The 26,924-nt window shown below is 60.0% G+C and carries 28 protein-coding genes and 3 pseudogenes; 13 read left to right on the top strand and 18 right to left on the bottom strand.

What is annotated here, in order from left to right; translation table 11 throughout:
• Positions 1 to 14: 14 nt before the first annotated feature.
• The 9 genes from J3P82_RS15490 to J3P82_RS15450 all read right to left on the bottom strand — a co-directional run bounded on the left by J3P82_RS15490 (position 15) and on the right by J3P82_RS15450 (position 9,306).
• Complete coding sequence (locus tag J3P82_RS15490; RefSeq protein WP_434557620.1) at positions 15 to 1,295, bottom strand: TRAP transporter large permease; 1,281 nt, start codon at positions 1,293 to 1,295, stop codon at positions 15 to 17.
• Positions 1,295 to 1,822, bottom strand: a complete 528-nt coding sequence (locus J3P82_RS15485) for a TRAP transporter small permease (RefSeq protein WP_186640446.1) — start codon at positions 1,820 to 1,822, stop codon at positions 1,295 to 1,297. The genes J3P82_RS15490 and J3P82_RS15485 overlap by 1 nt, the downstream gene beginning before the upstream one ends.
• A 74-nt stretch (positions 1,823 to 1,896) precedes the next feature.
• A complete protein-coding gene (locus J3P82_RS15480) occupies positions 1,897 to 2,868 on the bottom strand; it encodes a TRAP transporter substrate-binding protein (RefSeq protein WP_434557619.1) in 972 nt (323 codons plus the stop codon).
• Positions 2,869 to 2,924: 56 nt separating this feature from the next.
• Entirely contained in the window at positions 2,925 to 3,830 is a 906-nt protein-coding gene (locus J3P82_RS15475) for an SMP-30/gluconolactonase/LRE family protein (protein ID WP_434557618.1), read from the bottom strand.
• A gap of 43 nt (positions 3,831 to 3,873) precedes the next feature.
• Complete coding sequence (locus J3P82_RS15470; RefSeq protein WP_434557617.1) at positions 3,874 to 4,695, bottom strand: NAD-dependent epimerase/dehydratase family protein; 822 nt, start codon at positions 4,693 to 4,695, stop codon at positions 3,874 to 3,876.
• 180 nt (positions 4,696 to 4,875) lie between these two features.
• Positions 4,876 to 6,069: an OprD family porin gene (locus J3P82_RS15465; RefSeq protein WP_434563851.1), complete on the bottom strand. Its 1,194-nt coding sequence runs from the start codon at positions 6,067 to 6,069 to the stop codon at positions 4,876 to 4,878.
• Positions 6,070 to 6,572: 503 nt separating this feature from the next.
• Positions 6,573 to 7,280 (bottom strand): cupin domain-containing protein, encoded by a 708-nt coding sequence (locus J3P82_RS15460; protein WP_434557616.1) that lies wholly within the window; start codon positions 7,278 to 7,280, stop codon positions 6,573 to 6,575.
• Between the two features lie 36 nt (positions 7,281 to 7,316).
• Entirely contained in the window at positions 7,317 to 8,174 is an 858-nt protein-coding gene (locus J3P82_RS15455) for a GNAT family N-acetyltransferase (protein ID WP_434557615.1), read from the bottom strand.
• Between the two features lie 205 nt (positions 8,175 to 8,379).
• Positions 8,380 to 9,306 (bottom strand): 2-hydroxyacid dehydrogenase, encoded by a 927-nt coding sequence (locus J3P82_RS15450; protein WP_434557614.1) that lies wholly within the window; start codon positions 9,304 to 9,306, stop codon positions 8,380 to 8,382.
• Between the two features lie 287 nt (positions 9,307 to 9,593).
• Here J3P82_RS15450 and gabT point away from each other — a divergent pair, with 287 nt between their 5' ends.
• The 5 genes from gabT to J3P82_RS15425 all read left to right on the top strand — a co-directional run bounded on the left by gabT (position 9,594) and on the right by J3P82_RS15425 (position 13,357).
• The gene (gabT, locus tag J3P82_RS15445) at positions 9,594 to 10,889 is read left to right on the top strand and encodes a 4-aminobutyrate--2-oxoglutarate transaminase (RefSeq protein ID WP_434557613.1); all 1,296 of its coding nucleotides are present in this window, start codon (positions 9,594 to 9,596) and stop codon (positions 10,887 to 10,889) included.
• 39 nt (positions 10,890 to 10,928) lie between these two features.
• Positions 10,929 to 11,585, top strand: a complete 657-nt coding sequence (locus J3P82_RS15440; protein WP_434557612.1) for a 2-haloalkanoic acid dehalogenase — start codon at positions 10,929 to 10,931, stop codon at positions 11,583 to 11,585.
• Positions 11,586 to 11,630: 45 nt separating this feature from the next.
• The gene (locus tag J3P82_RS15435) at positions 11,631 to 12,119 is read left to right on the top strand and encodes an Lrp/AsnC family transcriptional regulator (RefSeq protein WP_434557611.1); all 489 of its coding nucleotides are present in this window, start codon (positions 11,631 to 11,633) and stop codon (positions 12,117 to 12,119) included.
• A gap of 202 nt (positions 12,120 to 12,321) precedes the next feature.
• The gene (locus tag J3P82_RS15430; protein ID WP_434557610.1) at positions 12,322 to 12,765 is read left to right on the top strand and encodes a DUF3592 domain-containing protein; all 444 of its coding nucleotides are present in this window, start codon (positions 12,322 to 12,324) and stop codon (positions 12,763 to 12,765) included.
• 4 nt (positions 12,766 to 12,769) lie between these two features.
• Entirely contained in the window at positions 12,770 to 13,357 is a 588-nt protein-coding gene (locus J3P82_RS15425) for a hypothetical protein (protein WP_434557609.1), read from the top strand.
• Between the two features lie 52 nt (positions 13,358 to 13,409).
• Here J3P82_RS15425 and J3P82_RS15420 read toward each other — a convergent pair whose 3' ends face one another.
• The 5 genes from J3P82_RS15420 to J3P82_RS15400 are packed head-to-tail and all read right to left on the bottom strand — an operon-like array spanning position 13,410 to position 16,985.
• Entirely contained in the window at positions 13,410 to 13,640 is a 231-nt protein-coding gene (locus J3P82_RS15420) for a hypothetical protein (protein WP_434557608.1), read from the bottom strand.
• A gap of 57 nt (positions 13,641 to 13,697) precedes the next feature.
• Complete coding sequence (locus tag J3P82_RS15415; protein ID WP_434557607.1) at positions 13,698 to 14,498, bottom strand: DUF6630 family protein; 801 nt, start codon at positions 14,496 to 14,498, stop codon at positions 13,698 to 13,700.
• 4 nt (positions 14,499 to 14,502) lie between these two features.
• Complete coding sequence (locus J3P82_RS15410; RefSeq protein WP_434557606.1) at positions 14,503 to 14,664, bottom strand: DUF2986 domain-containing protein; 162 nt, start codon at positions 14,662 to 14,664, stop codon at positions 14,503 to 14,505.
• Between the two features lie 39 nt (positions 14,665 to 14,703).
• Entirely contained in the window at positions 14,704 to 15,165 is a 462-nt protein-coding gene (locus tag J3P82_RS15405) for a thiol-disulfide oxidoreductase DCC family protein (RefSeq protein ID WP_434557605.1), read from the bottom strand.
• Between the two features lie 53 nt (positions 15,166 to 15,218).
• A complete protein-coding gene (locus tag J3P82_RS15400; protein ID WP_434557604.1) occupies positions 15,219 to 16,985 on the bottom strand; it encodes a S8/S53 family peptidase in 1,767 nt (588 codons plus the stop codon).
• A 163-nt stretch (positions 16,986 to 17,148) separates the two neighbouring features.
• Between J3P82_RS15400 and J3P82_RS15395 the strand changes: the two genes are divergently transcribed.
• The 3 genes from J3P82_RS15395 to J3P82_RS15385 all read left to right on the top strand — a co-directional run bounded on the left by J3P82_RS15395 (position 17,149) and on the right by J3P82_RS15385 (position 19,709).
• Positions 17,149 to 17,907, top strand: a complete 759-nt coding sequence (locus J3P82_RS15395) for a gamma-glutamyl-gamma-aminobutyrate hydrolase family protein (RefSeq protein ID WP_434557603.1) — start codon at positions 17,149 to 17,151, stop codon at positions 17,905 to 17,907.
• 221 nt (positions 17,908 to 18,128) lie between these two features.
• Positions 18,129 to 19,184 (top strand): alpha/beta hydrolase family protein, encoded by a 1,056-nt coding sequence (locus J3P82_RS15390; RefSeq protein WP_434557602.1) that lies wholly within the window; start codon positions 18,129 to 18,131, stop codon positions 19,182 to 19,184.
• Between the two features lie 42 nt (positions 19,185 to 19,226).
• The gene (locus tag J3P82_RS15385; protein ID WP_434557601.1) at positions 19,227 to 19,709 is read left to right on the top strand and encodes an HIT family protein; all 483 of its coding nucleotides are present in this window, start codon (positions 19,227 to 19,229) and stop codon (positions 19,707 to 19,709) included.
• Here the strand turns inward: J3P82_RS15385 and J3P82_RS15380 are convergent.
• Positions 19,689 to 20,633: a hypothetical protein gene (locus J3P82_RS15380; protein ID WP_434557600.1), complete on the bottom strand. Its 945-nt coding sequence runs from the start codon at positions 20,631 to 20,633 to the stop codon at positions 19,689 to 19,691. The genes J3P82_RS15385 and J3P82_RS15380 overlap by 21 nt on opposite strands.
• Positions 20,634 to 20,912: 279 nt before the next feature.
• Between J3P82_RS15380 and J3P82_RS15375 the strand changes: the two are divergent.
• Positions 20,913 to 21,800 (top strand): annotated as a pseudogene (locus J3P82_RS15375) (S-type pyocin domain-containing protein); the annotation flags it as partial.
• 41 nt (positions 21,801 to 21,841) lie between these two features.
• The gene (locus J3P82_RS15370) at positions 21,842 to 21,955 is read left to right on the top strand and encodes a pyocin S6 family toxin immunity protein (RefSeq protein ID WP_434557599.1); all 114 of its coding nucleotides are present in this window, start codon (positions 21,842 to 21,844) and stop codon (positions 21,953 to 21,955) included.
• A gap of 421 nt (positions 21,956 to 22,376) precedes the next feature.
• On the opposite strand, the pseudogene J3P82_RS15365 reads toward J3P82_RS15370, so the two are convergent.
• Positions 22,377 to 22,595 (bottom strand): annotated as a pseudogene (locus J3P82_RS15365) (hypothetical protein); the annotation flags it as partial.
• 203 nt (positions 22,596 to 22,798) lie between these two features.
• Between J3P82_RS15365 and J3P82_RS15360 the strand changes: the two are divergent.
• Complete coding sequence (locus tag J3P82_RS15360) at positions 22,799 to 23,527, top strand: hypothetical protein (RefSeq protein WP_434557598.1); 729 nt, start codon at positions 22,799 to 22,801, stop codon at positions 23,525 to 23,527.
• Between the two features lie 156 nt (positions 23,528 to 23,683).
• Positions 23,684 to 24,127, top strand: coding sequence for a PaaI family thioesterase (locus tag J3P82_RS15355; protein WP_434557597.1), 444 nt, complete (start codon positions 23,684 to 23,686; stop codon positions 24,125 to 24,127).
• 281 nt (positions 24,128 to 24,408) lie between these two features.
• On the opposite strand, the gene J3P82_RS15350 is transcribed toward J3P82_RS15355, so the two are convergent.
• Positions 24,409 to 25,299: an MBL fold metallo-hydrolase gene (locus J3P82_RS15350; RefSeq protein ID WP_434557596.1), complete on the bottom strand. Its 891-nt coding sequence runs from the start codon at positions 25,297 to 25,299 to the stop codon at positions 24,409 to 24,411.
• Between the two features lie 151 nt (positions 25,300 to 25,450).
• Here J3P82_RS15350 and J3P82_RS15345 point away from each other — a divergent pair, with 151 nt between their 5' ends.
• Positions 25,451 to 26,422, top strand: coding sequence for a GlxA family transcriptional regulator (locus J3P82_RS15345; protein WP_434557595.1), 972 nt, complete (start codon positions 25,451 to 25,453; stop codon positions 26,420 to 26,422).
• Between the two features lie 60 nt (positions 26,423 to 26,482).
• Here J3P82_RS15345 and J3P82_RS15340 read toward each other — a convergent pair.
• Positions 26,483 to 26,746: pseudogene (locus J3P82_RS15340) on the bottom strand (AAA family ATPase); the annotation flags it as partial.
• Between the last annotated feature and the right edge of the window lie 178 nt (positions 26,747 to 26,924).

The raw sequence follows: 26,924 nt of genomic DNA, 5'->3' as shown, positions 1-26,924 counted from the left end.
TGCTCACTGTCGGATTACAACACCAGATTCGGCAACCACAGCGAAATGGCGGGGACGTAAGTCACCAGCAGCAGGACCAGGAACAGCATGGCGTAGAACGGCAGCAGCGCCTTGACGGTGCTTTCGATGCTGACCTTGCCGATGGCGGAACCGACGAACAACACCGCGCCCACCGGTGGCGTGATCAGCCCTATACCCAGGTTCACCAGCATGATCATGCCGAACTGCACCGGATCCACGCCGATGCCCACGATCACCGGCATCAGGATTGGCGTCAGGATCAGGATCAGCGGCGCCATGTCCATCACGGTGCCCAACAGCAGCAACATCACGTTGATGCACATCAGGATCACGTAGCGGTTGTCTGACAGTGTCAGGAACGCGGTGGTGATTTTCGCCGGGATTTCCATCAGCGTCATGATGTAGCCGAAGCTGGCGGCGAAGCCGATCAGGATCATCACGATGGAGATGGTGCGTACCGTACGGTGCATCAGTTTAGGCAACTCGCTCCACTTGTAGTCGCGATAGATGCACATGGTCACGAAGAATGCCCACACCACGGCAATGGCGGCCGATTCGGTGGCGGTGAAAACACCAGAGAGAATGCCGCCAAGGATGATGAACAGGGTCATCATGCCCCACATGGCTTCCCGGCAGATCTTCAACGCTTGCTTGAGGGGAATCACTTCGCCCTTGGGGTAGTTGCGCTTTTTCGCGAAGACCAGGCACAGCGCCATCAGGCAGAGGTTCATCATGATGCCGGGCACGATACCGGCCATGAACAGCGAACCGATGGAGACAGTACCGCCAGCGGCGAGGGAGTACAGCACCGCGTTGTGGCTGGGCGGTGTCAGCAGCGCTTGCACCGAACCACTGACGGTGACGGCGGTGGCGTACTCACGCGGATAGCCCTGGCGTGTCATTTCCGGGATCAGCACCGAGCCGACCGAGGCGGTATCGGCCACCGAGGAGCCGGAGATCGCGCCAAAAAAACTCGAGGCCACGAGGTTGACCAAAGACAGGCCACCGCGCACGAAGCCCACCAGCACACTGGCGAACGCCACCAGTCGGCGGGACATGCCGCCCTCGGCCATGATCGCACCGGCCAGCACGAAGAACGGAATGGCCAGCAACGAGAATTTGTTCACCCCGCCCGTTACCTGGATCATCATGGCCTGGAACGGAATATCGATCCACCACGCCCCGATCAGGGCGGCAGCGCCCAGCGCATAGGCGACCGGCATGCCGATCAGGATCAACAACAAAAAACTGCCCAGCAGAATCAGCGCGTCCATTAAGCGGCACCTTCGTTTTCTTCAACCAGGTCGAACTGCACGACCCGACGCTTGCTTTGGTCACCCAGCAAGAGTTTTTCCAGGACAAAAATCAGGGTCAGGAAACCACCGATCGGGATCGGCATGTAGGTGATGCCGACGCGCAGGGTGGGGATGGCGCTCATGAACTGATTCCAGGTGGTCATGCACAGCTTGGTGCCCCAGACGGTCATGAAAATGCACACCGCCGCCATCAATAGCTGCGTGAAAACCGAAGCCAGGGTTTGCCAGTGCGGGGGCATGCGGCTGGTAACCATGTCCACGGCCATGTGCGAACCGGAGCGGTAGCTGGCAGCAGCACCAATGAAGGTAAATACGATCATCAGCAAGATGGCGGTGGGCTCCGGCCAGCTTGAGCCGGTACCGAGTACGTAGCGGGCGAACACCCCCCACGGAATCATCAGCGCAACGGCGAGGACAGAAAGGCCGGCCACCCAGATGCAAGTCATGTAAATCGTGTCGTTGATACGCAGCAGCAAATTCTTCATCGGGTTCCACCGTAACCGGGCGCGCCTTCACCTGCGGCGCGCCCAGCCTTTTCATGAGTACAGATTCAGAGGTGTTACTTGACGGCTTCGATACGCTTGATCAGGTCGGCATACGGAGCACCGTATTTGGCCCGGATCGGCGCGGTGGCGTCATAGAAGGGTTTTTTGTCGACGGTGATGAACTCGACGCCAGCGGCCTTGAGTTTTTCTTCACTGGCGGCGGATTTCTTGTCCCACAGATCGCGCTCTTCAGCCTGGGCAGCCTTGGCGGCTTTCTTGACCATGACCTGTTGTTCTGGGGTGAGCTTGTTCCAGGTGATTTTCGACATCACGATTGGCTCAGGCAGGATCAGGTGGCCGGTCAGGCTGTAGAACTTGGCGTTCTGGTAGTGGTTGTGCTCGAGCATGGTCGGTGGGTTGTTTTCCGCGCCGTCGATCACGCCGGTCTGCAGGGCGCTGAAGATCTCGCCGGTGTCCATGGCGATACCGTTGGCGCCCATGGCGTTGAAGGTTTCGATGAACATTGGGTTGCCTTGGACACGGATCTTCATGCCCTTGAGGTCTTCAAGCTTGCGCACCGGTTTCTTGGTGTAGAGGTTGCGGGTACCGCCGTCCATCCAGGCCAGGGCCACCAGGCCGAACTCGGAGTTGGTGATCCGGTCGAGGATCGCATCGCCCACGTCACCGTCGATGACGGCGCGCATGTGCGCCTGGTCGCGGAAGATGAACGGCATGTTGAAGACGTTCACGTCCGGCACCACAGGGCCGACAATGCCCAGGCTGACGCGGGACATCTGGATCGCGCCGGCTTGCATTTGCTCGATGACTTCTTTTTCGGAACCCAGTACGCCACCCGGGAAGTACTTGAACTTCAATTCGCCGTTGCTTTCTTTTTCCAGGGTTTTACCCATGGACTCCTCAGCGACTACGGTCGGGTAGCCCTTGGGGTGGATGTCGGCGATTTTCAGGGTGAGTTCAGCGTGTGCCGCCTGCGCCAGGAAGGCCAGGGGCAGGGCCGCGATCAGAAGCGTGCGTTTAAAATTCATGGTCAATCTCCAGTGTTGTTGTTTTTATGTCTATCGATGTGAAGCGGTAAAGCAGATCAGGTCGCGGAGGGCTTCAGTCCTCCGAAAGCAGGTTCGGCGAGGCCCTTGACGCCGGGATCGAGGGCGAACACGCCACCGGCCAAGGACTGTGGATTGTTGTCGTCGCCCGGACGGATCGAGGTCACATACAGGGTGTCCAACCGGCTGCCGCCGAAGGCGCACATGGTCGGTTTCTTCACCGGCACTTCCAGCGAGCGGTCGAGGCGTCCATCCGGGGTGAAGCGGTGAATCAGCCCAGCGTCGTTGGCGCAAATCCAATAGCAACCGTCGGCATCCACCGCCGCGCCGTCCGGGCGTCCGGCCAACGGCATCATGTCGACGAACAGCCGTCGGTTGGACGGGGTGCCGCTGTCGATGTCGTAGTCGAAGGCCCAGATCTGCTGGATCAACGGGTGCGAATCGGAGAGGTACATGGTGCGCCCGTCCGGGCTGAAACCCAGGCCATTGGGCACGATGAAACCGCTCAATTGTGCCTCGACCGGGCTGCGCTGTCCGGCATCGAAGCGGTACATCCGGCCTTCGTCGGCATTGGCGCCCATGTTCAGCACCATGCTGCCGGCCCAGAAACGGCCTTGGCGATCGCAACGGCCATCGTTGAGGCGCATGTCGGTGCGGCTGTGTTCGACGCTCGCGCACAGCTCGCTATCGAGGCTGCCGTCCTCATGGGGGTACAGGCGGAAGAAACCGCTTTCCATGCCCGCAACCCAGCCACCGTCCTGGTGACGGGCGATGCAAGCGAGCATCTCCGGTGCTTCCCAACCCTGGATTTTTCCGCTGCTGGCGTTCCAGCGTTGCAGGCCGCCGCTGGGAATATCTACCCAATACAGGGCGTTTTCCTCGGGGACCCATACCGGGCTTTCCCCGACGGCGTTGCGTGCATCGACAATCAATTCGGCTTGCATGGCGATTCCTTGGTTCGTTCGTATCCCATGAAAAACAGGCGAATCAGTCGTCGAACGGGCCGGTCGCTACAAAAGCGCCGCCCTGGTAGACCATGGCCGGGTCATCGGCGGCCGGCATCGGCTGCGCTTCGACTTTGGCGCGGAAGATTTCCGAGGTGTCCTTGGGCTGGTAGCCCAGGTGCGCGGCGTGGCTGTTGTCCCACCAGACGTCGCGGTTGGCGGAGACGCCGTAGACCACGGTATGGCCGACTTCAGGGGTGTAGAGCGAGCATTCGATCAGTTGGGTGAGGTCGTCGAAGCTCAGCCAGGTGCTCATCATCCGGCGGTTCTGCGGCTCCGGGAACGACGAGCCGATGCGGATGCTCACGGTCTCGATGCCGTAGCGATCGAAATAGAAACTGGCCATGTCTTCGCCGTAGGACTTGGACAGGCCGTAGTAGCCATCCGGACGGCGAAGGCAATGGGCGTCGAGGGCCTCGTCCTGCTTGTAGAAGCCGATGACATGGTTGGAGCTGGCGAAAATCACGCGCTTGACGCCGTGCTTGCGCGCCGCTTCATAAATGTGGAACACGCCACTGATGTTGGCGCCAAGGATCTCTTCGAACGGACGCTCTACCGAAACACCACCGAAATGCAGGATGGCATCAACGCCTTCCACCAGTTGGTGCACGGCCTGTTTATCCGACAGGTCGCATGGCACCACTTCCTCGCTTTCATCGATGGCAGGTGCCATGTTGGCGATGTCCGACAGGCGAATCTGGCGGGCGTAAGGCTTGAGGCGTTCGCGCAAGACTTTGCCCAGGCCGCCGGCGGCGCCGGTCAACAGCAGGCGATTGAAGGGTTGGCGAATCTGTGTCGTGGTCATGGCATTACCTGAGCAAACAATGAGAGGTACAGTTGTTATAAGTTGTCGTACGACCGAGATGGAATATCCTTATCCTTCCGCTACCTTGTCAACGTTTGATCGACGAACCGCTCTAGGTCGGCGTCCTTGCCGGGGCTTGCCATGGCGCTGGCAGGCGCACATGGCAAGGGTTCCTCGGTGTTACAGGAGCGAAAGTGGATAGTTGAAGATGATTCGGTTTTCGTCGAATTCGTTGGTGCTGAAGTCACGACGAAGCGACGAGTTACGCCATTTCACGTTGAGGCTCTTCAGTACACCGCTCTGTACGGTATAAGCCAGCTCACTTTCACGGCCCCATTCCTTGCCGTCGTCAACGGTGGCGGTGTGCACGTTGTCGCCGCTGATGTAGCGGTTCATCAGGGTCAGGCCCGGCACGCCGACAGCGGCGAAGTTGTAGTCGTGGCGCACTTGCCAGGATTTTTCCTTGGCGTTGTCGTAGCTGGAGTTATAGCTGTCGTTCGCCAGGGTGCCGCCGCTGGTGCCGTTGACGCGCATCCAGGCATCATCGCCGCCGACTTTCTGCAGGCCGACGTAGAAGGTGTTGCCGCCGTATTTGGCCGAGAGCATGGCGAATGCGGTTTTGTTGTCCAGGTCGCCGGCCAAGGCACTGCCATTTTCCTTGCCGATGAAGTAGCCAAGGTTGGCGCCCAGGGTCCAGTCGCCCATGGGTTGGCTGTGGGTCAGGTTGAAATATTGCTGCTGGTAGATGTCAGACAGTTCCGCGTACCAGACGCCCACCTGGGTGCGTTTTTCGTTGAAGGCGTATTCGCCGCCACCGAAGTTGAAGCGGTCGGAGGTGAACGCGCCGCGGCCGTTCATCGACATGTCTTCCATGCTCGCGTCGTTGCGCGGGCTGTTGCCACGGAACTGGCCGCCGTAAAGGCTCAGGCCGTTGATTTCGGTCGAAGTCACCTGGCCGCCACGGAAGGTTTGCGGCAGGGAACGACCGTCGTCGGAACGCAGGATCGGCAGCACCGGCATCCATTCGCCGACTTTCAATTCGGTCTTCGACACTTTGGCCTTGAGGGCTACACCCAGGCGACCGTAGTCATCGGCGGGGCGGCCATCGTCATGAATCGGCAACAGGGACGTGTTCGCCGTGCCACGGCCACCGTCGAGCTTGACCGCGTACATGCCCAGGATGTCCAGGCCGAAACCGACCGTGCCTTGGGTGAAACCGGACTTGGCATCGAGGATGAAACTCTGGGTCCACTCTTCGGCTTTGCCCTGGGCATTGTCCGGGTTGGTGAAGTTGCGGTTGATGTAGAAGTTGCGAAGGTTCAGCGTGGCTTTGCCATCATCGACAAAGCCTGCGGCGCTGGCGCTCATTGGCATAAACGCGGCAAGGCTGCTGCAACCGAGCAGGACCAGGGCGGGGCTGGTATTGAGAAGAGTACGGCGGTTTGGACTGCGATCGGACGAAAAACGGACACGTGTGCTCACTATGGCGCTCCCTACTTTTTTGTTGTTTTTATTTGTCATACGTCGTCGTACAACATGACGGGGATTATTTGGCGCCGCTCCGTCATTGTCAACTGGCCATTACTGCGATTTTTTCTTGCTGATAGGCCTTGGCCTGAGGCATTCAGAATGCTTGCCGCTTAGGAAAACTCGGGCCGAGAGGGCTCTGGTTTGGGCAAAACTCGCCTCAGGATAGCTTTCAACGGGCGCAGTTATGCGATGACTGGCCTAAGACATTAGTCGAATGTTGGGGGGCGGAGGGGCTTAGAAGCTCTAGTGGCGAGGGAGCAAGCTCCCTCGCCACTAGAGCGACTGCGTCAATCTGTTTGCATGCAATAGGGCCAAACGTGGAGCCATGTAGCTATGACGACGCAGGCCTATCTCACCACATAAATCTTGCGCACATAGACGCTGCTTTTCCAGGCACAGGGCGCGTCCAACGGCACGAACACCGTATCGCCGGTTTTGACCACCAGCTCGGTTCCGTCGGCTGCCTGCAAGGTGACGCTGCCTTCGAGCAGGTGCATCAGTTCATGCAGCTTGTGCGGCCGGGACTTGCGGGTGTAGGGCGTCGAGTCCCAGATGCCGATGCGCAAGTCGGTCGCTTCCTCGACAAACAGGTTTTGCGAGCGGCACTGCGGTGTTGGGCCCAGCAGGATCGCTTCATCGGGTGCCGCTGAAGGCGATAGCAAGGTAGACGCGGGCAGGGCGGTGAGTCCGGGTTGCTTGGTCGCGACAGACTGCGTGTCGGCACAGAATGCCCAGAGGGAAGCGGGCTGCGCCTCAATCTCAAGGGCCGTGCCCCGGGCGATCACCGCGCTTTCCCCCGGCTGCAGGTGCAGCGTCTGCGCCGGGCTGCGCAGCGTGACGGCCCCGGCATGCACGACGACGGTTTCGCTGAAAGGGTATGCATCGCTGCCGTACCGGCCGCTGGCCTGGACCACACCGGCCGTCATGCCGTCGGCTCCGGCATGGGCGACGAGCCGGTCGAACGGGTCGTTGGCGCCCAGCGAACCTGGACGAAAAAGCGTGGCGGTGGGGCTGCCGTCGGCGCGTGCCAACAGTATTGCAGTGGGCTCAAGCATCAATTTTTTCTCCAGAGAAGTGCTGCGGATAGGGCGTCAGCCGATGGCCTGGGTCACCGGCGCGAATTGGCGCACGCCGCCGGTGGCCTGGGGCGGGGCGCCGCGAGCCATTTGGGTGACGGTGTCCACGCGCTTGAGCCCGATGTCTTCCAGCCAGGGGGCCAGGCCGCAGTCAGCGGGAATATCAATGCGCACGAACGCCTCCGGCACCTGGGCCACCAGCACTGCGATCACATGCCGGGCCTGTGTAGCGTCTTGGGCGATGACCGGGCCGATGCAGCGCCCACGGCCGAAGGGGCGCATCAGGGCGAAGGCGCATAGGCGGCCGTCCCGCTCGATGCCGACGCCTTGTTCAACATCGGCGAACACATCGTTCAGCACCGCCGCCCTGTCCAGACCGCTGCCGGCATTGGCCAGCCTGATCAGCTCGGCGTGATCGGCCGATGCCAGTGGTCGACAGCGTTGCCCACTGGCCAGCTCCGGCGCGGCAGACGCCAATGCTTGCCCCTGGTGTTGCTGGATATACCCGAACTCAACGAAGCCCTGGCTGGCGTACAACGGTGCGCCGGCCAGCGTCGCGTTGAGAACGGCGGTCCGCGATCCGCACGCCTCGATAGCCAACTCCATCAACTTGCGGCCGATCCCCTGGCCCTGGTACTCGTCACTGACGATGACCAGGCCGATGGTGGCGTAGTCGCCTTGGCCACAGGTAAACGCGGTACCGATCAGCCGCTCCTGGTCCAGCACGACATACCCCTGGGCGACGCGCTGCAGCATCGCCCAGTCTTCCAGGCGATGGGGCCATTTCAACTGCACGGACAAGGCGTGGGCCGCCGGGACATCGGCCGCGGTCATGGCGCGATAAAGATAAGCAGGGCGTTGCGAAATGGACATGGCGGGTCCCCATGAAATTGATGTCGAGCCGGACGCAATCGTCCGTGGTGGTTGTCTGTATCTCACCTGCCACCGGGGCTGACAAGGGCCGAAAACCAATTCGGCAGGTTCGCTAAGCAGCGGTGGCGCGGGCCGAATTTCTTGCCCAAACGAGACGTCCGCCCAGCAGGAAATACCGAGCCGATTTGCCAGCGACAATGAACAGTCAGTAGCGGCGCTCGCGATCAACCCGTCCCAGCATCGATTCGCCCCGTTGATGCCGACGGATGTTTTCCAGCAAGACGCCAAAGGCTGTTTCCGGTTGGGTCATCGCCGCGATGTGGGGTGTCAGCAGGATTTGCGGGTGCTGCCAGAACGGATGCTCCGGCGCGGCCGGTTCCTGCGCCAACACGTCGAGCACCGCCGCGCTGAGCTGGCCGCTGGCGAGTGCGTCGAGCAGATCCGCCTCGACCAGATGACCGCCCCGGCCCATGTTGATCAAGGCTGCGCCCTTGGGCAGTTGTTCGAAGAGCCGACGGTTGAGAATGCCTTCGGTCTGCTCGGTCAGCGGCAGCACGCACAGCACGATATCGCACTGGGCGAGAAAGGCCGGCAGTTGCTCGGGTCCGGCATGACAGGCCACGCCGTCGATCTGATGTTCGCTGCGGGCCCAGCCGGACAAGGCGAAGCCAAAGGGCGCCAACGTCGCCAGTATCTGCCGCGCCTGCAAACCCAAGCCCATGACGCCGACCCGACGCTGCCAGGCAGGCACCAGGGGATGCGCCTGCCAGCAACGTCCGGCTTGTTGCTGGCGATAGCGCAACATGTCCCGGTGCACGCTGAGCACGGCGAAACTGGCGTATTCGCACATGCCTTGGGTGATGCCCGGATCAAGTAGGCGAACCACCGGCAGCGACGGCGGCAACCGACCGAGGTCGAGCTGATCGACGCCTGCCGACAAGGCGAACAGCACTTGCAGATTCGGCAGCAGCGTTTCGATGTCGTCCGGTGCCTGCCAGGCCGCGAGGTACTGGATATCCCTTGGATCGCCGATGTCCGGCCAGGCCCGCCATTCGATGTCTGGCGCCTGTTCGGCGAACAAGCGTCGCCAGTGTTCGCCGCGTACCGGATCAGCTTTATAAAGCAGCGCCATGGGTCGGTTCTCATCTCAAGTTCGGGAGTCTCAAGCATGCCTCAACGGCGGAGCAGGATCTTTCGAAAGCAGGGCGCAGGGGCGCATGGCGCGGGTTGTAAAGCGTTCCCGGCGGCAGAATCGTTGGGGTGCGAGGCCCATGGAGGAATCTGCTGTTTGCCGGGGGGTAAACAGTCGATCCGGATTTCTCGACGACCAAGTTCGGCTTAGACAATCGTGCCGAACGCTTAACCTGTGGTGACACCGCAGCCGCTTCCTGGTTGCGCGGCTCACGATGGGAAATGCCAATGAACAGTAAAGTCGAAGAAACCCCGAGTCTGCTCCGTCAGCGTGATCAATACGTGCCCCGTGGGCTGGTGACGGCGCACCCGCTGGTGATCGATCGAGCCCAAGGTTCCGAATTATGGGACGTGGACGGCAAGCGCTACCTGGACTTCGTCGGCGGCATCGGCGTGCTGAATATCGGCCATAACCACCCCAAGGTTGTCGCGGCGGTGCAGGCCCAGTTGCAGAAGGTTTCCCATGCCTGCTTCCAGGTCGTGGCCTATAAACCCTACTTGGACCTGGCCCGGCGCCTGTGCGAGATGATCGGCGGCCAACACGCCTATAAAGCTGCGTTTTTCACCTCCGGCGCCGAAGCTGTGGAAAACGCCGTGAAGATTGCTCGCGCCCACACCAACCGCTCGGCAGTGATCGCCTTTCGCGGTGGGTTTCACGGCCGGACCCTGCTCGGCACCACCCTGACCGGAATGAGCCAGCCGTATAAGCAGAACTTCGGGCCGTTCGCGCCGGAAGTCTTCCACACGCCTTATCCGAACGCCTATCGCGGCGTCACCAGCGAAATGGCCCTGCGAGCGCTGGACGAACTGCTGGCGACCCAGGTTGCGCCAGAGCGGGTCGCGGCAATCATCATCGAACCGGTGCAAGGCGATGGCGGTTTCCTTTGCGCGCCCGTCGAGTTCCTCCAGGGCCTGCGCGCCTTGACCGAGAAACATGGCATCGTGTTGATTCTCGATGAAATCCAGACCGGTTTCGGCCGTACCGGCAAGTGGTTCGGTTTCCAGCATGCCGACATCCAGCCGGACCTGGTCACCGTCGCCAAGAGCCTCGCCGGTGGCTTGCCGTTGTCGGGTGTGGTCGGCAAGGCCGAGATCATGGACGCGCCGTTGCCCGGCGGACTCGGTGGCACGTACGGCGGCAATGCGCTTTCGTGCGCGGCGGCGCTGGCGGTGATCGATGTCTTCGAGCAAGAACAATTGCTGGCCCGTGGCGAAGCCTTGGGTGAACGGCTGCGCCAAGGCCTGCTGGGTTTGCAGGCGCGTTATCCGTTCATTGGCGACGTGCGCGGCAGTGGTTTCATGCTGGCAATCGAGCTGATCAAAACGGACGATGCGCGGACCCCGGATGCTGAGCTGAACCAACGGCTGATCGACGAAGCCCGCGCCGGCGGGCTGCTGGTGATCAAGTGCGGGGTGTACCGCAACGTCCTGCGTTTCCTCGCGCCGCTGGTGACCAGCGAAGCACAGATCGACGAAGCGTTGCAGATTCTCGAGGGCGCCTTGGCACGCGTCAGCGTCGGTTAATGGAGCGTTGATCAATGGACATCATCGGAGGCGGTACAGATGAGGCTGACTGAATATCGGGCGTTGTTGATCGACTGCGATGAAGTCCTGGTGGATCGCGACGCTGGCGTCTGGACGGCGTTGCAGCCGCTGCTGGAGAGCCATGCCGGGCCATTGGACAAGACCGCCGTGCTCGCTGAGTTCGACCAGGTTCTGCAAGCCTTGTACCCGCGCTTTGGCGAACTGGGCTTCAGTGGCTTGCTGTGTTTTGCCCATCGTCAGCTGGCCGAGCGTTGGCAGCTCAAGGCCAGTTGGGAGGAGGGCATGAGCTTTGCCCGATCAGCCGCGGGCTGGACGCTGTTCGAGGATGCGCCGGGGGCGATGCTGTACCTGCGCAAGTTCTATCGCTTGTTGGTGCTCGGTGATCGCGACGCCGAGGACCGTGGCGTGTTGTGCGAGCGCCTGGGCATCGAACCGGAGGATTTCATTTCGTTGGCGAGCGACCCGTTGCACGATGAAGATTGGCTGGCCGCCAATGATCTCGACGCCGAGGCGATCCTCCAAGTGACCCGTCCCGGCGCCCGGCCACGAGCCGTTGGGGCTATGTGCTTGATCTGCCGTGAACTGCACAGCTCCCCAGCACCCTGCGCGGCGGACTATTGCATCAACAGCATGGCGGATCTGGTGGCTCAGCATCAGCTGTCTTTACGGCGCTGATTTTGTTAGAAGATGGTCTTACAAACACCAGGCACGAGGTAGGCGATGGAAGGTGTAGCGAAACTGGACCGGATCGACATCAGCATATTGGTCGAGCTTCAAAAAGACGGTCGCATGACCAACGTCAGCCTGGCCGACGCCGTGGGCCTGTCCGCCAGCCCCTGCCTGCAACGGGTCAAGCGGCTGGAGTCGGCGGGGTATATTTCCAGCTACAAGGCCCATCTCAATCTCGCCAAGATCACCGATTCGGTGACGGTTTTCACCGAGGTCACCTTGAGCGACCACAAGCGTGAAGACTTCGCCAAGTTCGAATCCAATATCCGCCTGGTGGACGAAGTGCTCGAATGCCACCTGATCAGCGGCGGCTACGATTACCTCGTGCGTTTCATGACCCGCAGCATCCAGGATTACCAGGAGGTAATGGAAGGCCTGCTGGACAAGAACATCGGCATCTCCAAGTATTTCAGCTACATCGTCATCAAGTCGCCGGTGCGCAAGGATGAAGTTCCATTGCGCAAGCTGTTGCGGCATTGATGAGCGTTGGCGCAAAAGCCCTTCCGAAGAAGGGCCTCAGCACCTGAGAACCTGTGTGGGAGCTTACTCGCAATTGCGGTGGCTCCAGCTTCATTTCAAACTGACCCAACACCGTAGCCCTGCATTCAAATCCTGTTACGCCATAGCCTGACTTTTTGTTATCCTCACCGCCTTCTTTCATGGACGAATACCGGGACAAGCTATGGCTAACGACACGCCGTCACGCATAGGGACGATACTGCTGGGCCTGCTTTTTGCGCTGATTGGCGTTGGCTTGTTGGGCATTGCCGTCAACCTCACCCTCGAGCGCCGCGACTTCCTTGCCCGCGCACAGACCGCCGACGGCATCGTCAGTCACTTGAATGCCGGTGGTTCGCATCCTGAAATCGCTTTCACCACCGTCAGCGGTGAAAAAATCTCCTATCCCCAGGGTGGTTTTATCTTCGGCTTCCAGAAAGACCAACCGGTGCGGGTACATTACCTGCCCGAGCAGCCGGCTGGCAGCGCCATCGTCGATGCCCCGGCCGCACTGTGGGGTACCCCCGGGGTGCTCGGGTTCATCGGTCTGGTGTTCGCCCTTGTCGGCCTGCTAAAAGCTTTCCGTCAACGCGGCCGCGGTGCGGCTCATTCACATAAAGGACTTTGAACGTATGAGCTACAGCATCCCTCTCCCGGTCAATGAAAGTCGCTGGCAGTACCAGACCGCCAGCGGCGGCGGTCTGACCGTGGTCATGGTGGCGGGCAGCGGCGGCTCGATTATCCTGCGTTCGCCCCAGGGCGAGGACGTCAGCTACCGCTATGGCGGTGTCGGCGTGGGTGTCGGGTTTGGCGCAAGGCTGCCGCGCTTCGGCAAGATCAATATCCAGATCAAGGGCAAGGGTGTGGCTGCGGCCGGTGCGGCGGAGGCATTTCCCAGCACCGGCAAGGTGTTTGTCAGCGACGCCTTGGCCAATCGCGACCTGACCAGCGACGACATCACGGGTCCTTGCATGTATACCGAAGTGGGCGTAGGCCTGGTGGTTGGCGGTTCGGCCACAGCCTTGCTGTTTGGGCTGGACCCCAAGTTGCTGGCGTTGTCGGTGGCGCTGAGTTCCAATCCGGCGACTTCGCTCATTGCTTCAACCACGGTCAACCGGCAACTGGCGCGCTCGGCCAAGGGGGCGGTGGTCATGGCGGGTGTGAACGCCGGTTTGCAGGCCGGTGGTGGTGCGGCGATCTATATGGGCTATTTATTCTAGTTCAGGGTGGGAGCGAGCTGGCTCCCTCGCCACAAAGGCATCGGCGTAGCGATCAACCTAAAGAAGGCATCGGCCCCAACGTCTTCAGCACCCAAATGATCCCTGCCACAGCGACGAGCACCGCGACCAGCAAACCGATAAGCACCCATTTCACGATTTTTAGCCCCCTCGACGGCCCGCTCGGCGCGGGGGCTTCGGCCATAAGGCGCATTGCTTCGGAGCAACGTTTGCACGCACCGTTGTCGGCGAGGATAAGGGCCCCGCAATATTCACAGTTCTTCATGTTGTATCCGAGCTCAAGGACACTTATTCAGCGGCGTAAAATCGCCGCACCAGGGGCTTAGTATTTATAGACGATGCCCAGCCTGCCGAGGATCTCCAACGCATTGGCCAAACCCAGGCCGTTCATCGGCAGGCAGGCAAACGCCTGGTACTCATCGAAGTGCGTGCCGATGGCCAGCAGCTTCAAATCGTGGGTTTCCAATCGTGCGTTGAAATACTGGAGCAACGCGCGTTCCCAATCGTTGGCGCGGTTGATCGCGTCCACGGTTTTGCTGTCAGGCACAGGAATTTCAATGCCCAGCTCCTGCAGCGGGGCCAGGGCGTTGATGGCGTAGACGCCGGACAACGACCATTCCTTCCATTCGAACCCAGCCAATTGCCGGGACCCGGCAAGCGCCGATTGCACTTGCGTCCAGGCCCAGTCCCATTGGCCGGTAGGGGCTGGCATATTCTCGATCAGCGCCTGCGCGTGCGCCTCGTCGAACAGGCAGTCGAACAGGTCCGCCAGGGTATCAACCGGATCCGGGCCCGGTCCTTGCCCTTGAGTGTCCAGGTCGCGGCTCAAGCGTTGCCAAAGGCTGGCCAACTCCACCCAATCGTCATCGTCCATGTCATCGTCGATCACCTGGGCCTTGTGGCCTCGGTGGTAATTGTCCAGGCGCGTCTTGCGCACACGGACCACGCCCTCGGCGACATCCACTTCATAACTGCTGTGGTCCAGGTAATGGGTCTGGAACATGATGCGGTCGGGAAAAATGTCATGAACGAGGCTTTCCTCCGCATCGAAATAGCTCGCGCCCTCGGGTTTGCCGTGAGCCGTGACGATGCGTTGAAGCGACAGCGGATCGATGGGGGTCAAAGGGTCAGCTCTCAGGGGAAACGATCACATCTGGATTGCCTTCAGCCGCCAGTTTCAATCGGTCGGCTTTGCTGATGTATTTATCCTTGCTCTTGGGCGCCAACTTGGCGCTGGCCTTCTTGGCGTTGGCCTTGAGCAGCTGGTTGATTTTTTTACGGCGATTCATGTTGTCTACTCGGGCTCGCAGGCGCTGGGAATGGGGGATTTAACCCTCGGTTGCAGGCATTTTCAAGAAACGCTTTGCATGGTCGGCATTGGGTAGCAGGCACGTGTCGTATTTGCCGAAGAGCCGATAGCGGTTCAGCGCGATGCGATCGTAGACCCAATCCCGAAGCGGGCGCGGGAAGAGGCGCAGCCATTTCACCGGATGCCAGCGGGCGGGCAACTGCGAGACGATTTCGAAAAAGGCCTCCGAACGCTCCCAATATTGCCGGTCGCGGATCACCGCCATGGTGTCGAACTGATCCATTGGCAAGCCTGCCCAGGCAAGCAGGGCCTGGCCCTCGGGCGACTGCACCGCCGCCAGCCGCACCCGCCGTTGTTGATCATGGCGTATCAGGAACCTCGCCCAGCCGTTGCAGAGCTTGCACACGCCGTCGAATAGAACCACCGTTTCGCCGGGTTCGAGCAGTGGCGCGGTTGTAGGTCGCACGTGTGAGGCCGGCATAGGCGTGGTTCCTCGAAAGTCATGTATGGCGGATCATAGCGCCTGTTGCCGCCTCAACGCACCCGGCTGCGACTCTGTACCGACAGGTCCAGGGCCTTTTGCATGTCCAGCCGCGCCGAACGGCCGACGTCCTTATCGTTAAGTTGGTGGTTGCGCTCCGACGGCAAGATGGGCGCGGTGAGGTCTTCGCCATCCATTTGCTCGAAGTCGTGATTGTCGCCGATGGTCATGGCGCTGCGGCGTAGGAGCATGCGCAGTTGCTCGGGATGAAGTTGCGGATTGATCGACAGCATCGCGGCCAACAGGCCCGTGATCATCGGCGTGGCGTAGGATGTGCCGCAATGCACCGCGCCGTCCTGGCCGGCGTTGACCGTCGAGGCGTGGGTGCACGCGGCGGCGGTGATGTCGACGCGCATGTCGGTGTTCGAAGAGTTGCGCTTGACTGCATAGCCCGGATCGTCGACCGCCACCCCGGCGCGTTCGCTGCGCTGGTGCCCGCCGACCACCAGCAGTTGCTCGGTGATGAACGAGGAGGGCAGGCGGTATTCGTCTGTGCCGGAGAATGATGAGCCGTTGCCGGCGGAATTCACTACCACGACGTCGGGATGTTCCTTGCGCAGCCACAGGAAAAATTCCTCCAACAACTCTTCGTAGCCGCCCATGGCGATGCCCGAACGCAACAGCGAATCCACGTCATCGCCCTTGACGTCCTTGGCGCCAACGCGGTGAATGCCCCAGCTCCAATTAAGCACACGCACGCCGTCCTCGACGAGGTTGACCGAGGCCGCGATGTTGGCGGTGATACCGGCGTCGGAATTTCGCTCGACGATCACTTCGAAACCACCGCTGGCCTTTTCCAGGCCACGGAGGAAACCAGTATTGCCGCCGTCGTTCCAGCGTGCGGCGAGAATGCCGGCGACGGTCGTACCATGGTTGTCCGGCTTGTCCGCGTCGCGGGCATAGACGCAGGTGCGCGGTACCGAACAGGCACCGAGGTAATCGGCGAAATCCGCCGTGTCGAAATCCACGTCGCGCTCGATCAAGCCGATGCGCACCGGCTGCGGTTGGATTGGCGCCTGCTGCCCCGGGACGCGCCGCTGGTAATAATGCACGGCGTCGAGGAAGCGGTTCGCGGACCATTCATCAGAGTCCTGATCCGGTTTTTTCGGTTCCTCAAGCTGGGCGGGCGCTTGCTCGGCCTCTTCGGCTGCGGACTCCTCGATCACCACCGCATCGACACTGGTCTCGCCACCCAGCCGCAGCACCAACGCATCACGCTGCACCAGATCTTTGGCCGGCAGGCGCAGCTGATAGACGTTCAGCGGCGCGATACTACCGACCACCGTCGCCCCGTACTTGCCCGCCAGACGCTCAGCTTCCTGGCGGCCATCGTGGCTTTCTTCGATCAGCACGCTGACCAGATCCACATACGTGGTCAGCCCGTCCATGTTCTTCGCCACTTCATTCGGCCCGGCGGCCAGCACGTGGCTGTTGCGCAGCGTCAACCAGACGGCATTGCTGGCGCGCGGACCCTCCTCTAGCCAGAGTGGGCCACTCTGGTAATCGGCGCTGTCCAGACGCACGCGCAGGGTTTGCCCTTCACGTTGAATATTCTCGGCGGGAATCGCTTTTTCACCCAGTTTCAGTTGCGGCGTTGCGTCACCCAGCCCGCGCGCGGTGAGGCACCATTCCTGGCGCTGGCTTTCGAGCAGGTCGCCGCAGCGCTTCAGGCTTTCCAGGCGCAACGGTTCTTGCGCCAGTGCAATCGTGCTGGCGGACAAGGTGAGCAACGTAACGAGGGCGGCGGATGGTGAGCGCATGAGTGAGGTTTCTTTGCCGGGGATTGCTGTTCCGACCGTTGTGTCGCGGGCTTCGTTCAGCCCTGGGATGCGATCCATGGCGGTCGTCATCGAAATGGAACAACCGAACCCGCGCCACAATCGGATACATAAACGTCTGAGACCTAAAAGGTCAGGGAGTCCCATGTCTCGTCCACCCATGATCGGTGTCATCGCCTGTTCAGGCAAAATCGGTCCGCACACCGTCCAGCTCAGCAACGACAAATACGCCGAGGCCGTCGCCACCGCAGCCGAAGGGCTGCCCGTCATCCTGCCGGTGTTCCCCGCGTTGCTTGACCCGGCCCAGATCATCGCCAGCCTGGATGGGCTGCTGTTCACCGGATCGCCTTCCAATATCGAGCCCCATCAATACGGCGGCCCGCCCAGCCCGCCGGGCACCGAGCACGACCCGGCCCGCGATAACCTGGCGCTGCCGCTCTGGCGCGCCGCCGTGGAAGCCGGCCTGCCGGTACTCGGCATCTGCCGGGGCTTCCAGGAAATGAACGTCGCCTTCGGCGGCACGCTCCATCAGCAACTTGACGGCCCAGGCGCCGAACATGAACCGTCCGGCAACGAACCCGTCCAGCAACAGTACGCCCGCACGCATGCCCTGACGGTGCGGCCGGGTGGCGTGCTGACGCGGCTGGGCCTCAAGGACGTAGTCGAAGTCAACTCTGTCCACGGCCAGGGCATCGCGCGGGTGGGGCAGGGCTTGCGCATCGAGGCCGTGGCGGAAGACGGATTGGTCGAGGGGCTTTCGGTGGAAGGCAGTCGGGCGTTTGCCTTGGGCGTGCAATGGCATCCGGAATGGGAGGTGATGGACAACGCCGATTATCGGGCGATTTTTCGCGCGTTTGGGGACGCGTGTCGGGCGCGGGCGGAGAAAGACGCTAGACGCAGTTAACGGGTTACCACCGGCGAGCAGGTGTTTGCCGATGCGAAGCTCTCTGCGCAGTGGCGCTGATGCACTGCGCGCGCGGTGCATCTGATCTACTCCGGGTCGCCTATTGCACCGTGGCGGTTCTGAGGGATGAATTAAGTTTTCTGAACAACAGCCACGGCGATCCGAAAGTGGGCTTTAATGCTCACGCAGATTTCTGCTGATCCGATCAAGGAAGAACGACATTGAAAATTGCTTTTGGCGCTTTGTTGTTGGCGTGCCTGGCCTCGCCCGCGCTCGCTGGCGAAAACCCTATCGGCTTCCGCGCTTCCACCCTGTCGGGTTCCCCCAACGACCGTCCGCTGGAGATGGTTGTCTGGTACCCGAGCGCAACTGCAGCCGCCCCGCAACTGATCGCCGATAACGCGGTGTTTGTCGGTGCTTCTGCCGTTCAGGACGCGCCGCCTTCAGCTGGCGAGCATCCACTGGTACTGCTTTCCCACGGATACCGAGGGAACTGGAGCAACCAGGCCTGGCTGGCGAGCGCCTTGGCTCATAAGGGCTTTATCGTCGCCGCCGTCAATCATCCAGGCACCACCACCCATGACCGCAGCCCTCAGGCAGCGGCGCAGCTTTGGCAGCGACCCATTGACCTGCGCCGCGCCATTGATGGGATCACGACCCAACCGGAAAAATTTGGCCAGGTTACCAATGGCAGAATTGCAGTCGTGGGCCATTCCCTTGGCGGCTGGACTGCCTTGGAGATTGCCGGTGCTCGTTTCGATCCCGACCGCTTCGCCCAGGATTGCAAAGGCCATCCGCAGTTATCCAGTTGCACCGTCTACGACCAGATAAACCCGGCGAGCACTCCGGAATCACGGGGCGCACTGGCCGCCGATTGGCGCGATAAACGCGTCACTGCCGTGGTGACGCTGGACCTGGGCCTTTCCCGGGGCATGACCGACAAAAGCCTCGCCGCATTGCCGGTGCCCGCTCTGGTGATCGCGGCGGGCGTGCCCTCGCACGAGCTTCCCGCCGAGCTGGAATCGGCCAACCTCGCCAAACGCTTGCCGGCGGCATCCAGCCGTTACGTGGAGATCAGCGATGCCAGCCATTTCAGCTTCATGTCGCGGTGCAAACCTGGCGCGCAGGAAATGCTAGAGGAGGAAGTGCCGGGCGATGGCATCATCTGCCGGGACGGCGACAACGGTCGTGCTCGTGAGGTGATTCAACAGCAGGTCGTGTCGCTGATAGCGGAGTTTTTGGCGCAGTCGCCGGGCATGGAAGAGGGCAGTCGGTAAGCTGCGTTGACGTCCCTAACCCCAACTTCATCAAGGCCGCCTATGGACATATCGCCTCGCTTCGTCATTCATGAATCTGAGTATTGGATGATCAACCATCGCCTTGACAGCGCGTTGCCCGGCTATGTGATGCTCAGCGCAAAACAGATGACGAACTCCCTGGCCTCACTGCCGACCGAGGCGCTGGCGGAGTTAGGTGTCTTGCAAGCGCGAATCCAGCAGGCCATTGAAACTCACCTGCAACCCAAACGACTTTACATCGGCCGTTTCGGTCACGACGCGGGTTACTCCATCCACTTCCATTTTATTCCGATCTATCACTGGGTCGAAGCGCTGTTCTGGAGTGATGACCGGTACAGGCTGTTGCAGAAGTTCGGCTCGATTGAAAGCAATCCGCCTCAGACTGATGGCGCGGAACTGACGCTCTTTGTATGGCGAGAGTTCTGTGAACGTCCTGTCCCGCCCCCGGTGCAAGGTGCCTCTATTGATAGCGTCATTGCGGTTCTACGAGCGCAGTTCGGTTGATTTCATCCGCCCCTGGATCGCCACGCGCAGGCAACCCCAGGCGATGACGCCAATAACCAGCAACTCGGCTATGCCGATCAGCACGTGGAATGAGAAGGCCATCGGTTGCTCGGTCCAATAGAAGGTCGTCGGGCGGGAGATGCCGATGCGCAGTCGCCCGGTAAACAGTGCGCGCAGCAATGCGATTATCCGGATCAGCTCGAACACTGCGAGGAAGGTGCCAAGCAAGGCGAGGAGGGCGCGTGCGGGGATGCCCAGTCGATCACTCGTATCAGCGCAAGGCATGGGTGCCTTTGCTTTGCGCTGCCTGGCGATCTTCGCTGGGGTTGGAGCAGGCCTATAGGCAGCCGGCGCACCGGTCGTCGAACCCATGACCACTTCGGTGGGGACTGCCACCTTCAAATAGTCGGCCAGTTCATTCAGCCACACGTCGGTGCGTTTGCGTCCCGGCGTTACCGGAACGTTGTCGGTCGTCAGGCGATGCTCGGTGCCATCGCGCAGCACCAGCCATACCTGGGTGCGGGCTGGCTCGGCCTCGGGGCGGCGGCGAAGTTCGAGGGATTTGGCGGCGTCGATCCTGAACACCGAATGCACTCGCTCGCGGCGTCCGAAAACGTTTCGGGTGCGGCGTTTGCCTTCACCGTCCAGGCGCGATAACAGCAAGGTCTCGCGGGTGCCGGAGTAAACCAGTAGGAGCAGGCCAGCGGCAGGAATCAATAGCAGCCCGAGCACGGTCAGAAGTGAGGACAGCGGGTCCACACTCGCCAGTGGCGAATCTGCCGTGGCAATCGCCAGGACGGCCGCCACCGGAAAGATAAAGGCCATCGCGCATGCCAGCAGCACGAATCCGCTCTGCAGCCGGTTGAGCGAGTGAATGTGCAGGTCGTCCCGCGCGGTGCGCTCGAATCGATGTCCTATCAACATGCAGACCTCCTGGAGCAACCTTCAGGGCTGCTTGTAGGGCCGTGAACAGCATTTGCATGCGCAGGCCGCGATGGTGTTTTACGCAGCGCAGGATACCTCATGCCGAGCATGGGGCGTGTGGGACAGGCCGTGTTTTCTCCGGCGAGCCTTGAGCGCTGATTTCCAGCCCTACGACGCTTGATGAAAACGGAGCTAGCAGTAAAGGAAACCTCCTATATCGCCGATTTCATTGCCTGCGTTAGCGTCCGTCCTGGATTTTCAGGATGAGATTCGCGACTCGTGACCACACGCCTAAAAGATCTGCCCAGGATCCGTAACCCACGTTCCGGCGAAGGGCACACCGCCTCCTATCGAGACATGACCTCCAGCGAAGTGGCCAAGTACGAAGCGCTCCAACGCGGTCACGAAGCCATGCTCGCCCGCCAGGCCGCCTATGAAAAAGAGCGCTGGGCCAAGGTGGATAAAAAGCCCCTCGTCACCATCGGGTCCGTATTCGCCAAAAGCTGCGCGTTACCCAACGGCATCATTGATTACAGCAACCCCAACGGTTACATCCCGGCGGACTTGGTCAAGCAGTACGGCGAGCTGACGTGGCTGGGCGGTAGAAGCCCCGACGCTTCAGGAACCATTCCCCTCGAGCAGATCGGCGCAAGTGCAATCCCCGTTACCTTGGGCAGACTCGCGCTGAGTGGCTCCGCTGTGTCAACGGTCGGAGCAGCTGGTGGCACGGTCGGCGCGGCACTGTTGACCGGCATCGTTGCCTTGCTCTGGCCGTCCAGCCTGGGCGACAGCGCCCTGTACAGCGAAGAACAACTACGCAACCTCACTCAGGCCCGCAGCCGCATGCGCCTGACCATCGAACAACAGGCCGACGGCAGCCTCAAGGGGTACGGGTTCTACACCGGGCAGAACCGCGACTGGGAAATGGTCGACGTCGTTCACATCACGCCTCGCGCCGACCAATACGTCGCTGACCTTGGCGACGGCATCGAACTGATCTGGACCCCGGCCATCGACCCCTCCGACACCATCGGCATCCCCACCCTGGAGGCCGCGCCTCAGGCCCCGCATATCTGGATCTACCCGCCGACGCCGGTCGCAGACAGCATCATCGTCAATCCGATCTATCCGCCGGAATACAAGGATTTCATTCTGGTGTTTCCAGCGAAGCGCTCGCGCAGATAGTTGAGAAAAAAACTTTCAGTGAGGTGAGTCCTAGCGAGCTGGAGATAACAGCGGAGCAGCTAAAGAGAATCGAGGAGCTTTTGGATATTGAATTTCCTGTTGGATTGGAATATTACATTGGCGTAAGTGCTGACTAGGCTCAGTCTGTCTATCGATTGTTATCTGAACGCAGTCAAGCTGCGGCTTTCAGATGAAAATAGCATTGTTAAAAGTTTTCTGAGGTTCCATGGGGGTAACTTGGATCATCTGATTGACCCGGAACGGTTTGATTGCCAAATCTCTTTCCGTCACCGAATCGCTTGGTAACCGGAAGCTACCAGACATGCTTTTGACGCATATAGTAAAGGGGGTGAATGATGGGGACGATTTCGCGTCATATGAAAAAACGCTCTGAATCAATAGTCAGGATCTGGCAAAGATAATGGGCTGGGTGAAAAAGGAGGATTATCTATACGATTACGAATTGTCTGCCCTTCAAGTAGATGCGTTGCAGGAGGCTTGCTCGATAGAGCTGCCAAGAAACCTATTGCTGTATCTGACTAACCGCAGCGAACAGGCCTAGGAAAAAATTATTAGGGCATCGATGTCTTTAAATAGCCTTCGATTACCGGGACAGCTGGTAACTGTAGTATGGATAGGCCTTAATGCAGCCGAGGAATCTCCTCCATAATCCGCGGACGTGGCAATCGCCGAGTAGTAACGGCGGTCAAAGATATTGTTGGCATTGACCTGCAAATCCAGGTTCACGCTGACCCTGTACCCGGCCATCAAGTCCGCGCAGGATTTGTCTGAAGGATAAAGCTTGAAACGCTCTGGGAGTGTTGATGCAGAGGAGTGGAGCTTATCTAGATCGGTGCGGCGGGGATGACGGGGCTGTTTAGCGAATCGCAGCTGCAACAGGCGAAAGGGAGCGATTCCTAAAGTTGGATCCATTGCCGTCGATAACCCTTCTGAATCCCCCCAATCATGGACCGATGAAAATGGTACTTTCCGTCAGCTCCGCTTATATCGCACCTGCCAACACCCACCTTACACGCTCCGAGCAACCGCTCGTGACCCAGGCGCCGACAGACGCTGCAAAACTAGCCCTGTCCAACGCCAGCCCAGCGGCCATCTTCCATCCCAGCGAAGAAGCCCAGGCGACGATGCCAATGCCTGAGGCGATCGAGACCTGGATCGGTCGGTCGCAATCATCGGACTTTCCTCGATACGCCGAGATCCTGAAAGGGGCGACCAGTACGCTGAAGTCCTCGTTCGAGGACTTTCAATCCGCGCTCTCAGCGACCCATCCGGACTTGGCCGGCAAGAAATACGGCTTCACCGTCGACGCCGACGGCAGCCTGAAAGTCCTCAACAGCGCCGGCCAGCTCAGCAGCTCCGATATCCAGCGGCTGACCGATTTGCTCAACGACTCGAAGGACCTGAAAGCCGCCGCCATCGCGGTCCGCGACGCCTCCATCGACCTGGTCGACGCCGACTCGCCTTGGTCCGGCAGCTACCTGGGCTTCTACAGCCTGACCAAGGAAAACTTCGCCAACACGATCGATCTGGCCCCATTGCTGAAAGACCGTGGATCGGTGTCCATACAGGAATATTCGGACGGGTTGTTTTTCAATCAGCTGGCGTACAAGGGCGAGCGGGCGACGCGGGAGACGGAACAGGCGATGTTTGAGAGGCGGGCAGCGGAGCGGATTTCGGTGCGGGCTTGAGTCTTAACTGCATTGGGATTATCGGGAGTGGATTTCCTATCAACGGACATTCAACTCCCTTATTTTTGTCGCAAGGCCTTGGACTTATTACCTTGGGAACGCTATAGGTTTGCGCGTCGTATAAAAAGCCTAGTCATTATTTGAAGGATTAATGCCATGGAAGATTTCGCTGCAAGCAATCCTGACTTTGATAAGCACGTACAAGGCGCTGTACTCAGTATGCCGGCGGCAAAGCTATTGGGGTTTCATTACAATTATTTAAAGCCGGGTCATTGTGAAATCGAACAGCCAGCGCGCAAAGAACTCACTCAGCATAATGGCTATTTTCAAGGTGGCATCGTCGGAGCATTGGCCGATTTTGCGGGGGGCTCGGCCGCTGGGACCCTGCTGCCGCCGGGCTGGATAAATATGACTACGGATTTCACCGTCAAATTAATTGCCCCTGCTGACGGCGAGAAGCTCCTGGCCAGGGGGAGGGTAATCAACGCATCGAACAGCAGCACGGTTGCGGCCGCCGATTTGTTTGCCGTAAAGCAGGGTAAGGAAACCCTTTGTGCCACTGCCTTGGTCACTATGCGCAATATTCCCTTGAAAGCTTGAAATCCCTATTCGAGAAAAGGGGACGCCCAAGGGGGGAATGCCGTTCACTTAAGGCAATCGACAAACCCGTGGCGAGGGAGCTTGCTCCCGCTGGGCCGCGAAGCGGCCCTAAAACCTGCCAAATGCGGAACATCAGACACACCGCATCCGCCGGTTTACGACTGCTTCGCAGCCGAGCGGGAGCAAGCTCCCTCGCCACGCGTCGTCATTTTTCTTAATTGAACCGCATTGCGCCCAAGAGGGACGGATTTATTTGCCAAATAGCCCCGTCCCTTTCACTTTTAGAACTCCAGCGAAGCGCCGTCTTCCGGAATGTCTACACGACCCTCGATCCCTTGCTTCTTGACGTAGGCGCGCAACTCTTCACGCGTCAGGGACATATGGTTGATCGCGTCCATGTGCACGGCGACTATCTGCGCGTTTTCCGCGGCTTTTGAGGCGCGAAGCACATCTTCTTCGCCCATGATGATCGAACCGTCGAACCCCGCCATTTTTGCCTTCCCAGCATTGAGCACGATAACTTCCGGGTGGTATTGGTTGATGGCTTGGTCGACCTCTTTGCGCCAGATCGTGTCACCTGCAAGGTAGAGAGTCTTATAGCCCGGTGCCTGGAAAACCACGCCCATGGCTTCGCCTAGCGGTTTTGCGAGCGCTGGCACGGCATACATTTCGTCAGTGCCATGCTGGCCGCCGGTCTTGGTGATCTTCACGCCGCCGAATTCGGCTTCATCCGTCAGCACGCGCACGTTCTTGAAACCCTGGGAGCGAATCAGCTGCGCATCTTCTTCATGCTGGGCGAACAACGGAATGTCTTTAGGCAGCGCTTTTTGCGCGGCATCGTCCCAGTGGTCCAAGTGCGTATGGGTGACGATGACGGCGTCGACGCCGGCGATAACTTTCTCCGGTGATTCCGTCAGATCAACCAGGGGGTTGCGCAGGTTGCTTCGATAGGTGTTTTCAAACCCCGGATAAGCGCCTTTTTTAGCAAGCATCGGGTCGATCAGGAAGGTGGTGTCACCGTAGGTGATTTTCACCGTCGCGTTACGAACCTGCTGCAGACCCAACTTATGAGAGGTATCAGGCGCCTTGGGCGCGTTTGAACTGGCGAAAGACGGAGTAGCAGCGAAGGCACAAGCAACGCTGAGGGCAAGCGATAAAGTTCTGAGTTTCATAAGAATCAATCCTGTTGTTTACATCGAGGAGCCCATTCTTGCCGAATGTCTCGGGGGTCAACAGTGGCCCGAATGACATATTTCGCTATAATTGGGCCAACTGCTCGACGTTGTTCGATTTGAGCCCTGCGGGGCGAATTGAGGCCCCCTCATGCTCCCCATACGCGTTGCTGTCCTAGCGTTCGAAGGCGTCAGCCTTTTCCATCTGTCCGTGCCTGGAATGGTCTTGGGAACCGCGCAACCCGTGCCCGATGAGCCTCGGTATGAAATCAATTACTGCGCAGAAGTGCCCGGCATGGTCAGTACCGACCAAGGCATCGGCCTGTCGGTAAGCCTCGGCCTGGAACTCATGAAAACTTCCGACGTCATCATCATCCCCGCATGGGGCGATCAATCCCTCGTTGCGTCGCCCCAGCTCGTGGAAGCGCTGCAGCTCGCCAATGCGCAAGGCAAACTCATCGTGGGATTGTGTTTGGGAGCGTTCGTCCTCGGCGATGCCGGGCTGCTCGATGGGAAGGAAGCAACCACCCACTGGGCCGTCCGTGACCAGTTTGCGCAACGTTTTCCCAAGGTTCGATTCAAGCCCGAGGTGCTCTACGTCAGCGCCGATAACATCGTGACGTCCGCCGGAACGGTCGCGGCCATCGATTGTTGCCTGCACCTGATACGCGAGCGACTCGGCGCAGATGTAGCGAATCGCACCGCGAAAATGCTCGTGACGCCACCCCACAGGCCCGGAGGCCAGGCGCAGTATGTTGAGCACCCGGTGCCGCAATTATCTGGGGAAACTCACCTGTCCGACGTCCTGACGTGGGCCCGAATGAACCTGTCCAACGACCTGTCCCTCGACGTTCTGGCAGACATGGCGAAAATGAGCAGGCGCACTTTTACCCGTCGGTTCAAGGAAGCGACCGGCACAACCGTGTCGAAATGGTTGACCGCTGAACGAGTGGCTAGGGCGCAGGCGTTACTTGAAACGACAGAGCTGCCTATTGAATGTATCGCGGGGGAGGTGGGGTTTGGGACGTCATTGTCGTTGAGGCAGCATTTCGGCGCGCATCTGGGGACGTCGCCCTCCGATTATCGGAAGATGTTTTGTCTTGGGGTGGGGCGGAAGATTTGAGGGGGATTGGAAGGCGCCACTCAACTCCGGCAGCCTCGCGCTGAAGGAGCCAACCTTCGATCAATCCCGCAGAGCCTGGCCAGTCGAATTTCCAACGCTCGCCAGAAAAACTCTGGTATCCCGGTTAGACCGCAGACAGACCACGCGGCAAGTTGAGGGGGCAGTCGCCACGAGTTGGATCATCTTTGCCCGGGCTGATTTTCTCGTCCGCCACATGAACTTAAGAAACTCCGGCAGATTCGCCAGCAATTCGGGGCAATTGTCCGGCAAGTCGGGACGGTGCTGACCCCGGTGGAGCAGCGTTCTGAGCAATACACGCCAGAATCATTCGGCGGCGGTTAATACTGAAAAAAAGCCGCCTGTGTTGTTTTCATGGTTGACCCGCTTTCCCAATAAAGTTTTGATTGGCTGCGGCTGCATTCGGCTGCACTGGACTTAACCGATATCTCGCTCCACTCGAGGCTATTTAAACGAGATGGTTTTCTTCACCGTCATACAGGGA

Origin of the sequence: Pseudomonas sp. Z4-20, from assembly GCF_051131955.1 — a bacterium.
Taxonomy (GTDB): domain Bacteria; phylum Pseudomonadota; class Gammaproteobacteria; order Pseudomonadales; family Pseudomonadaceae; genus Aquipseudomonas; species Aquipseudomonas marvdashtae.
This window is presented reverse-complemented; position numbering and strand designations above follow the sequence as displayed.

Excerpts from the sequence above, each read along its gene's own strand:
- J3P82_RS15490 (WP_434557620.1), bottom strand. The coding sequence starts at position 1,295 with ATGGACGCGCTGATTCTGCTGGGCAGTTTTTTGTTGTTGATCCTGATC.
- J3P82_RS15485 (WP_186640446.1), bottom strand. The coding sequence starts at position 1,822 with ATGAAGAATTTGCTGCTGCGTATCAACGACACGATTTACATGACTTGC.
- J3P82_RS15480 (WP_434557619.1), bottom strand. The coding sequence starts at position 2,868 with ATGAATTTTAAACGCACGCTTCTGATCGCGGCCCTGCCCCTGGCCTTC.
- J3P82_RS15475 (WP_434557618.1), bottom strand. The coding sequence starts at position 3,830 with ATGCAAGCCGAATTGATTGTCGATGCACGCAACGCCGTCGGGGAAAGC.
- J3P82_RS15470 (WP_434557617.1), bottom strand. The coding sequence starts at position 4,695 with ATGACCACGACACAGATTCGCCAACCCTTCAATCGCCTGCTGTTGACC.
- J3P82_RS15465 (WP_434563851.1), bottom strand. The coding sequence starts at position 6,069 with ATGCCAATGAGCGCCAGCGCCGCAGGCTTTGTCGATGATGGCAAAGCC.
- J3P82_RS15460 (WP_434557616.1), bottom strand. The coding sequence starts at position 7,280 with ATGCTTGAGCCCACTGCAATACTGTTGGCACGCGCCGACGGCAGCCCC.
- J3P82_RS15455 (WP_434557615.1), bottom strand. The coding sequence starts at position 8,174 with ATGTCCATTTCGCAACGCCCTGCTTATCTTTATCGCGCCATGACCGCG.
- J3P82_RS15450 (WP_434557614.1), bottom strand. The coding sequence starts at position 9,306 with ATGGCGCTGCTTTATAAAGCTGATCCGGTACGCGGCGAACACTGGCGA.
- gabT (WP_434557613.1), top strand. The coding sequence starts at position 9,594 with ATGAACAGTAAAGTCGAAGAAACCCCGAGTCTGCTCCGTCAGCGTGAT.
- J3P82_RS15440 (WP_434557612.1), top strand. The coding sequence starts at position 10,929 with ATGAGGCTGACTGAATATCGGGCGTTGTTGATCGACTGCGATGAAGTC.
- J3P82_RS15435 (WP_434557611.1), top strand. The coding sequence starts at position 11,631 with ATGGAAGGTGTAGCGAAACTGGACCGGATCGACATCAGCATATTGGTC.
- J3P82_RS15430 (WP_434557610.1), top strand. The coding sequence starts at position 12,322 with ATGGCTAACGACACGCCGTCACGCATAGGGACGATACTGCTGGGCCTG.
- J3P82_RS15425 (WP_434557609.1), top strand. The coding sequence starts at position 12,770 with ATGAGCTACAGCATCCCTCTCCCGGTCAATGAAAGTCGCTGGCAGTAC.
- J3P82_RS15420 (WP_434557608.1), bottom strand. The coding sequence starts at position 13,640 with ATGAAGAACTGTGAATATTGCGGGGCCCTTATCCTCGCCGACAACGGT.
- J3P82_RS15410 (WP_434557606.1), bottom strand. The coding sequence starts at position 14,664 with ATGAATCGCCGTAAAAAAATCAACCAGCTGCTCAAGGCCAACGCCAAG.
- J3P82_RS15405 (WP_434557605.1), bottom strand. The coding sequence starts at position 15,165 with ATGCCGGCCTCACACGTGCGACCTACAACCGCGCCACTGCTCGAACCC.
- J3P82_RS15400 (WP_434557604.1), bottom strand. The coding sequence starts at position 16,985 with ATGCGCTCACCATCCGCCGCCCTCGTTACGTTGCTCACCTTGTCCGCC.
- J3P82_RS15395 (WP_434557603.1), top strand. The coding sequence starts at position 17,149 with ATGTCTCGTCCACCCATGATCGGTGTCATCGCCTGTTCAGGCAAAATC.
- J3P82_RS15385 (WP_434557601.1), top strand. The coding sequence starts at position 19,227 with ATGGACATATCGCCTCGCTTCGTCATTCATGAATCTGAGTATTGGATG.
- J3P82_RS15380 (WP_434557600.1), bottom strand. The coding sequence starts at position 20,633 with ATGTTGATAGGACATCGATTCGAGCGCACCGCGCGGGACGACCTGCAC.
- J3P82_RS15360 (WP_434557598.1), top strand. The coding sequence starts at position 22,799 with ATGGTACTTTCCGTCAGCTCCGCTTATATCGCACCTGCCAACACCCAC.
- J3P82_RS15355 (WP_434557597.1), top strand. The coding sequence starts at position 23,684 with ATGGAAGATTTCGCTGCAAGCAATCCTGACTTTGATAAGCACGTACAA.
- J3P82_RS15350 (WP_434557596.1), bottom strand. The coding sequence starts at position 25,299 with ATGAAACTCAGAACTTTATCGCTTGCCCTCAGCGTTGCTTGTGCCTTC.
- J3P82_RS15345 (WP_434557595.1), top strand. The coding sequence starts at position 25,451 with ATGCTCCCCATACGCGTTGCTGTCCTAGCGTTCGAAGGCGTCAGCCTT.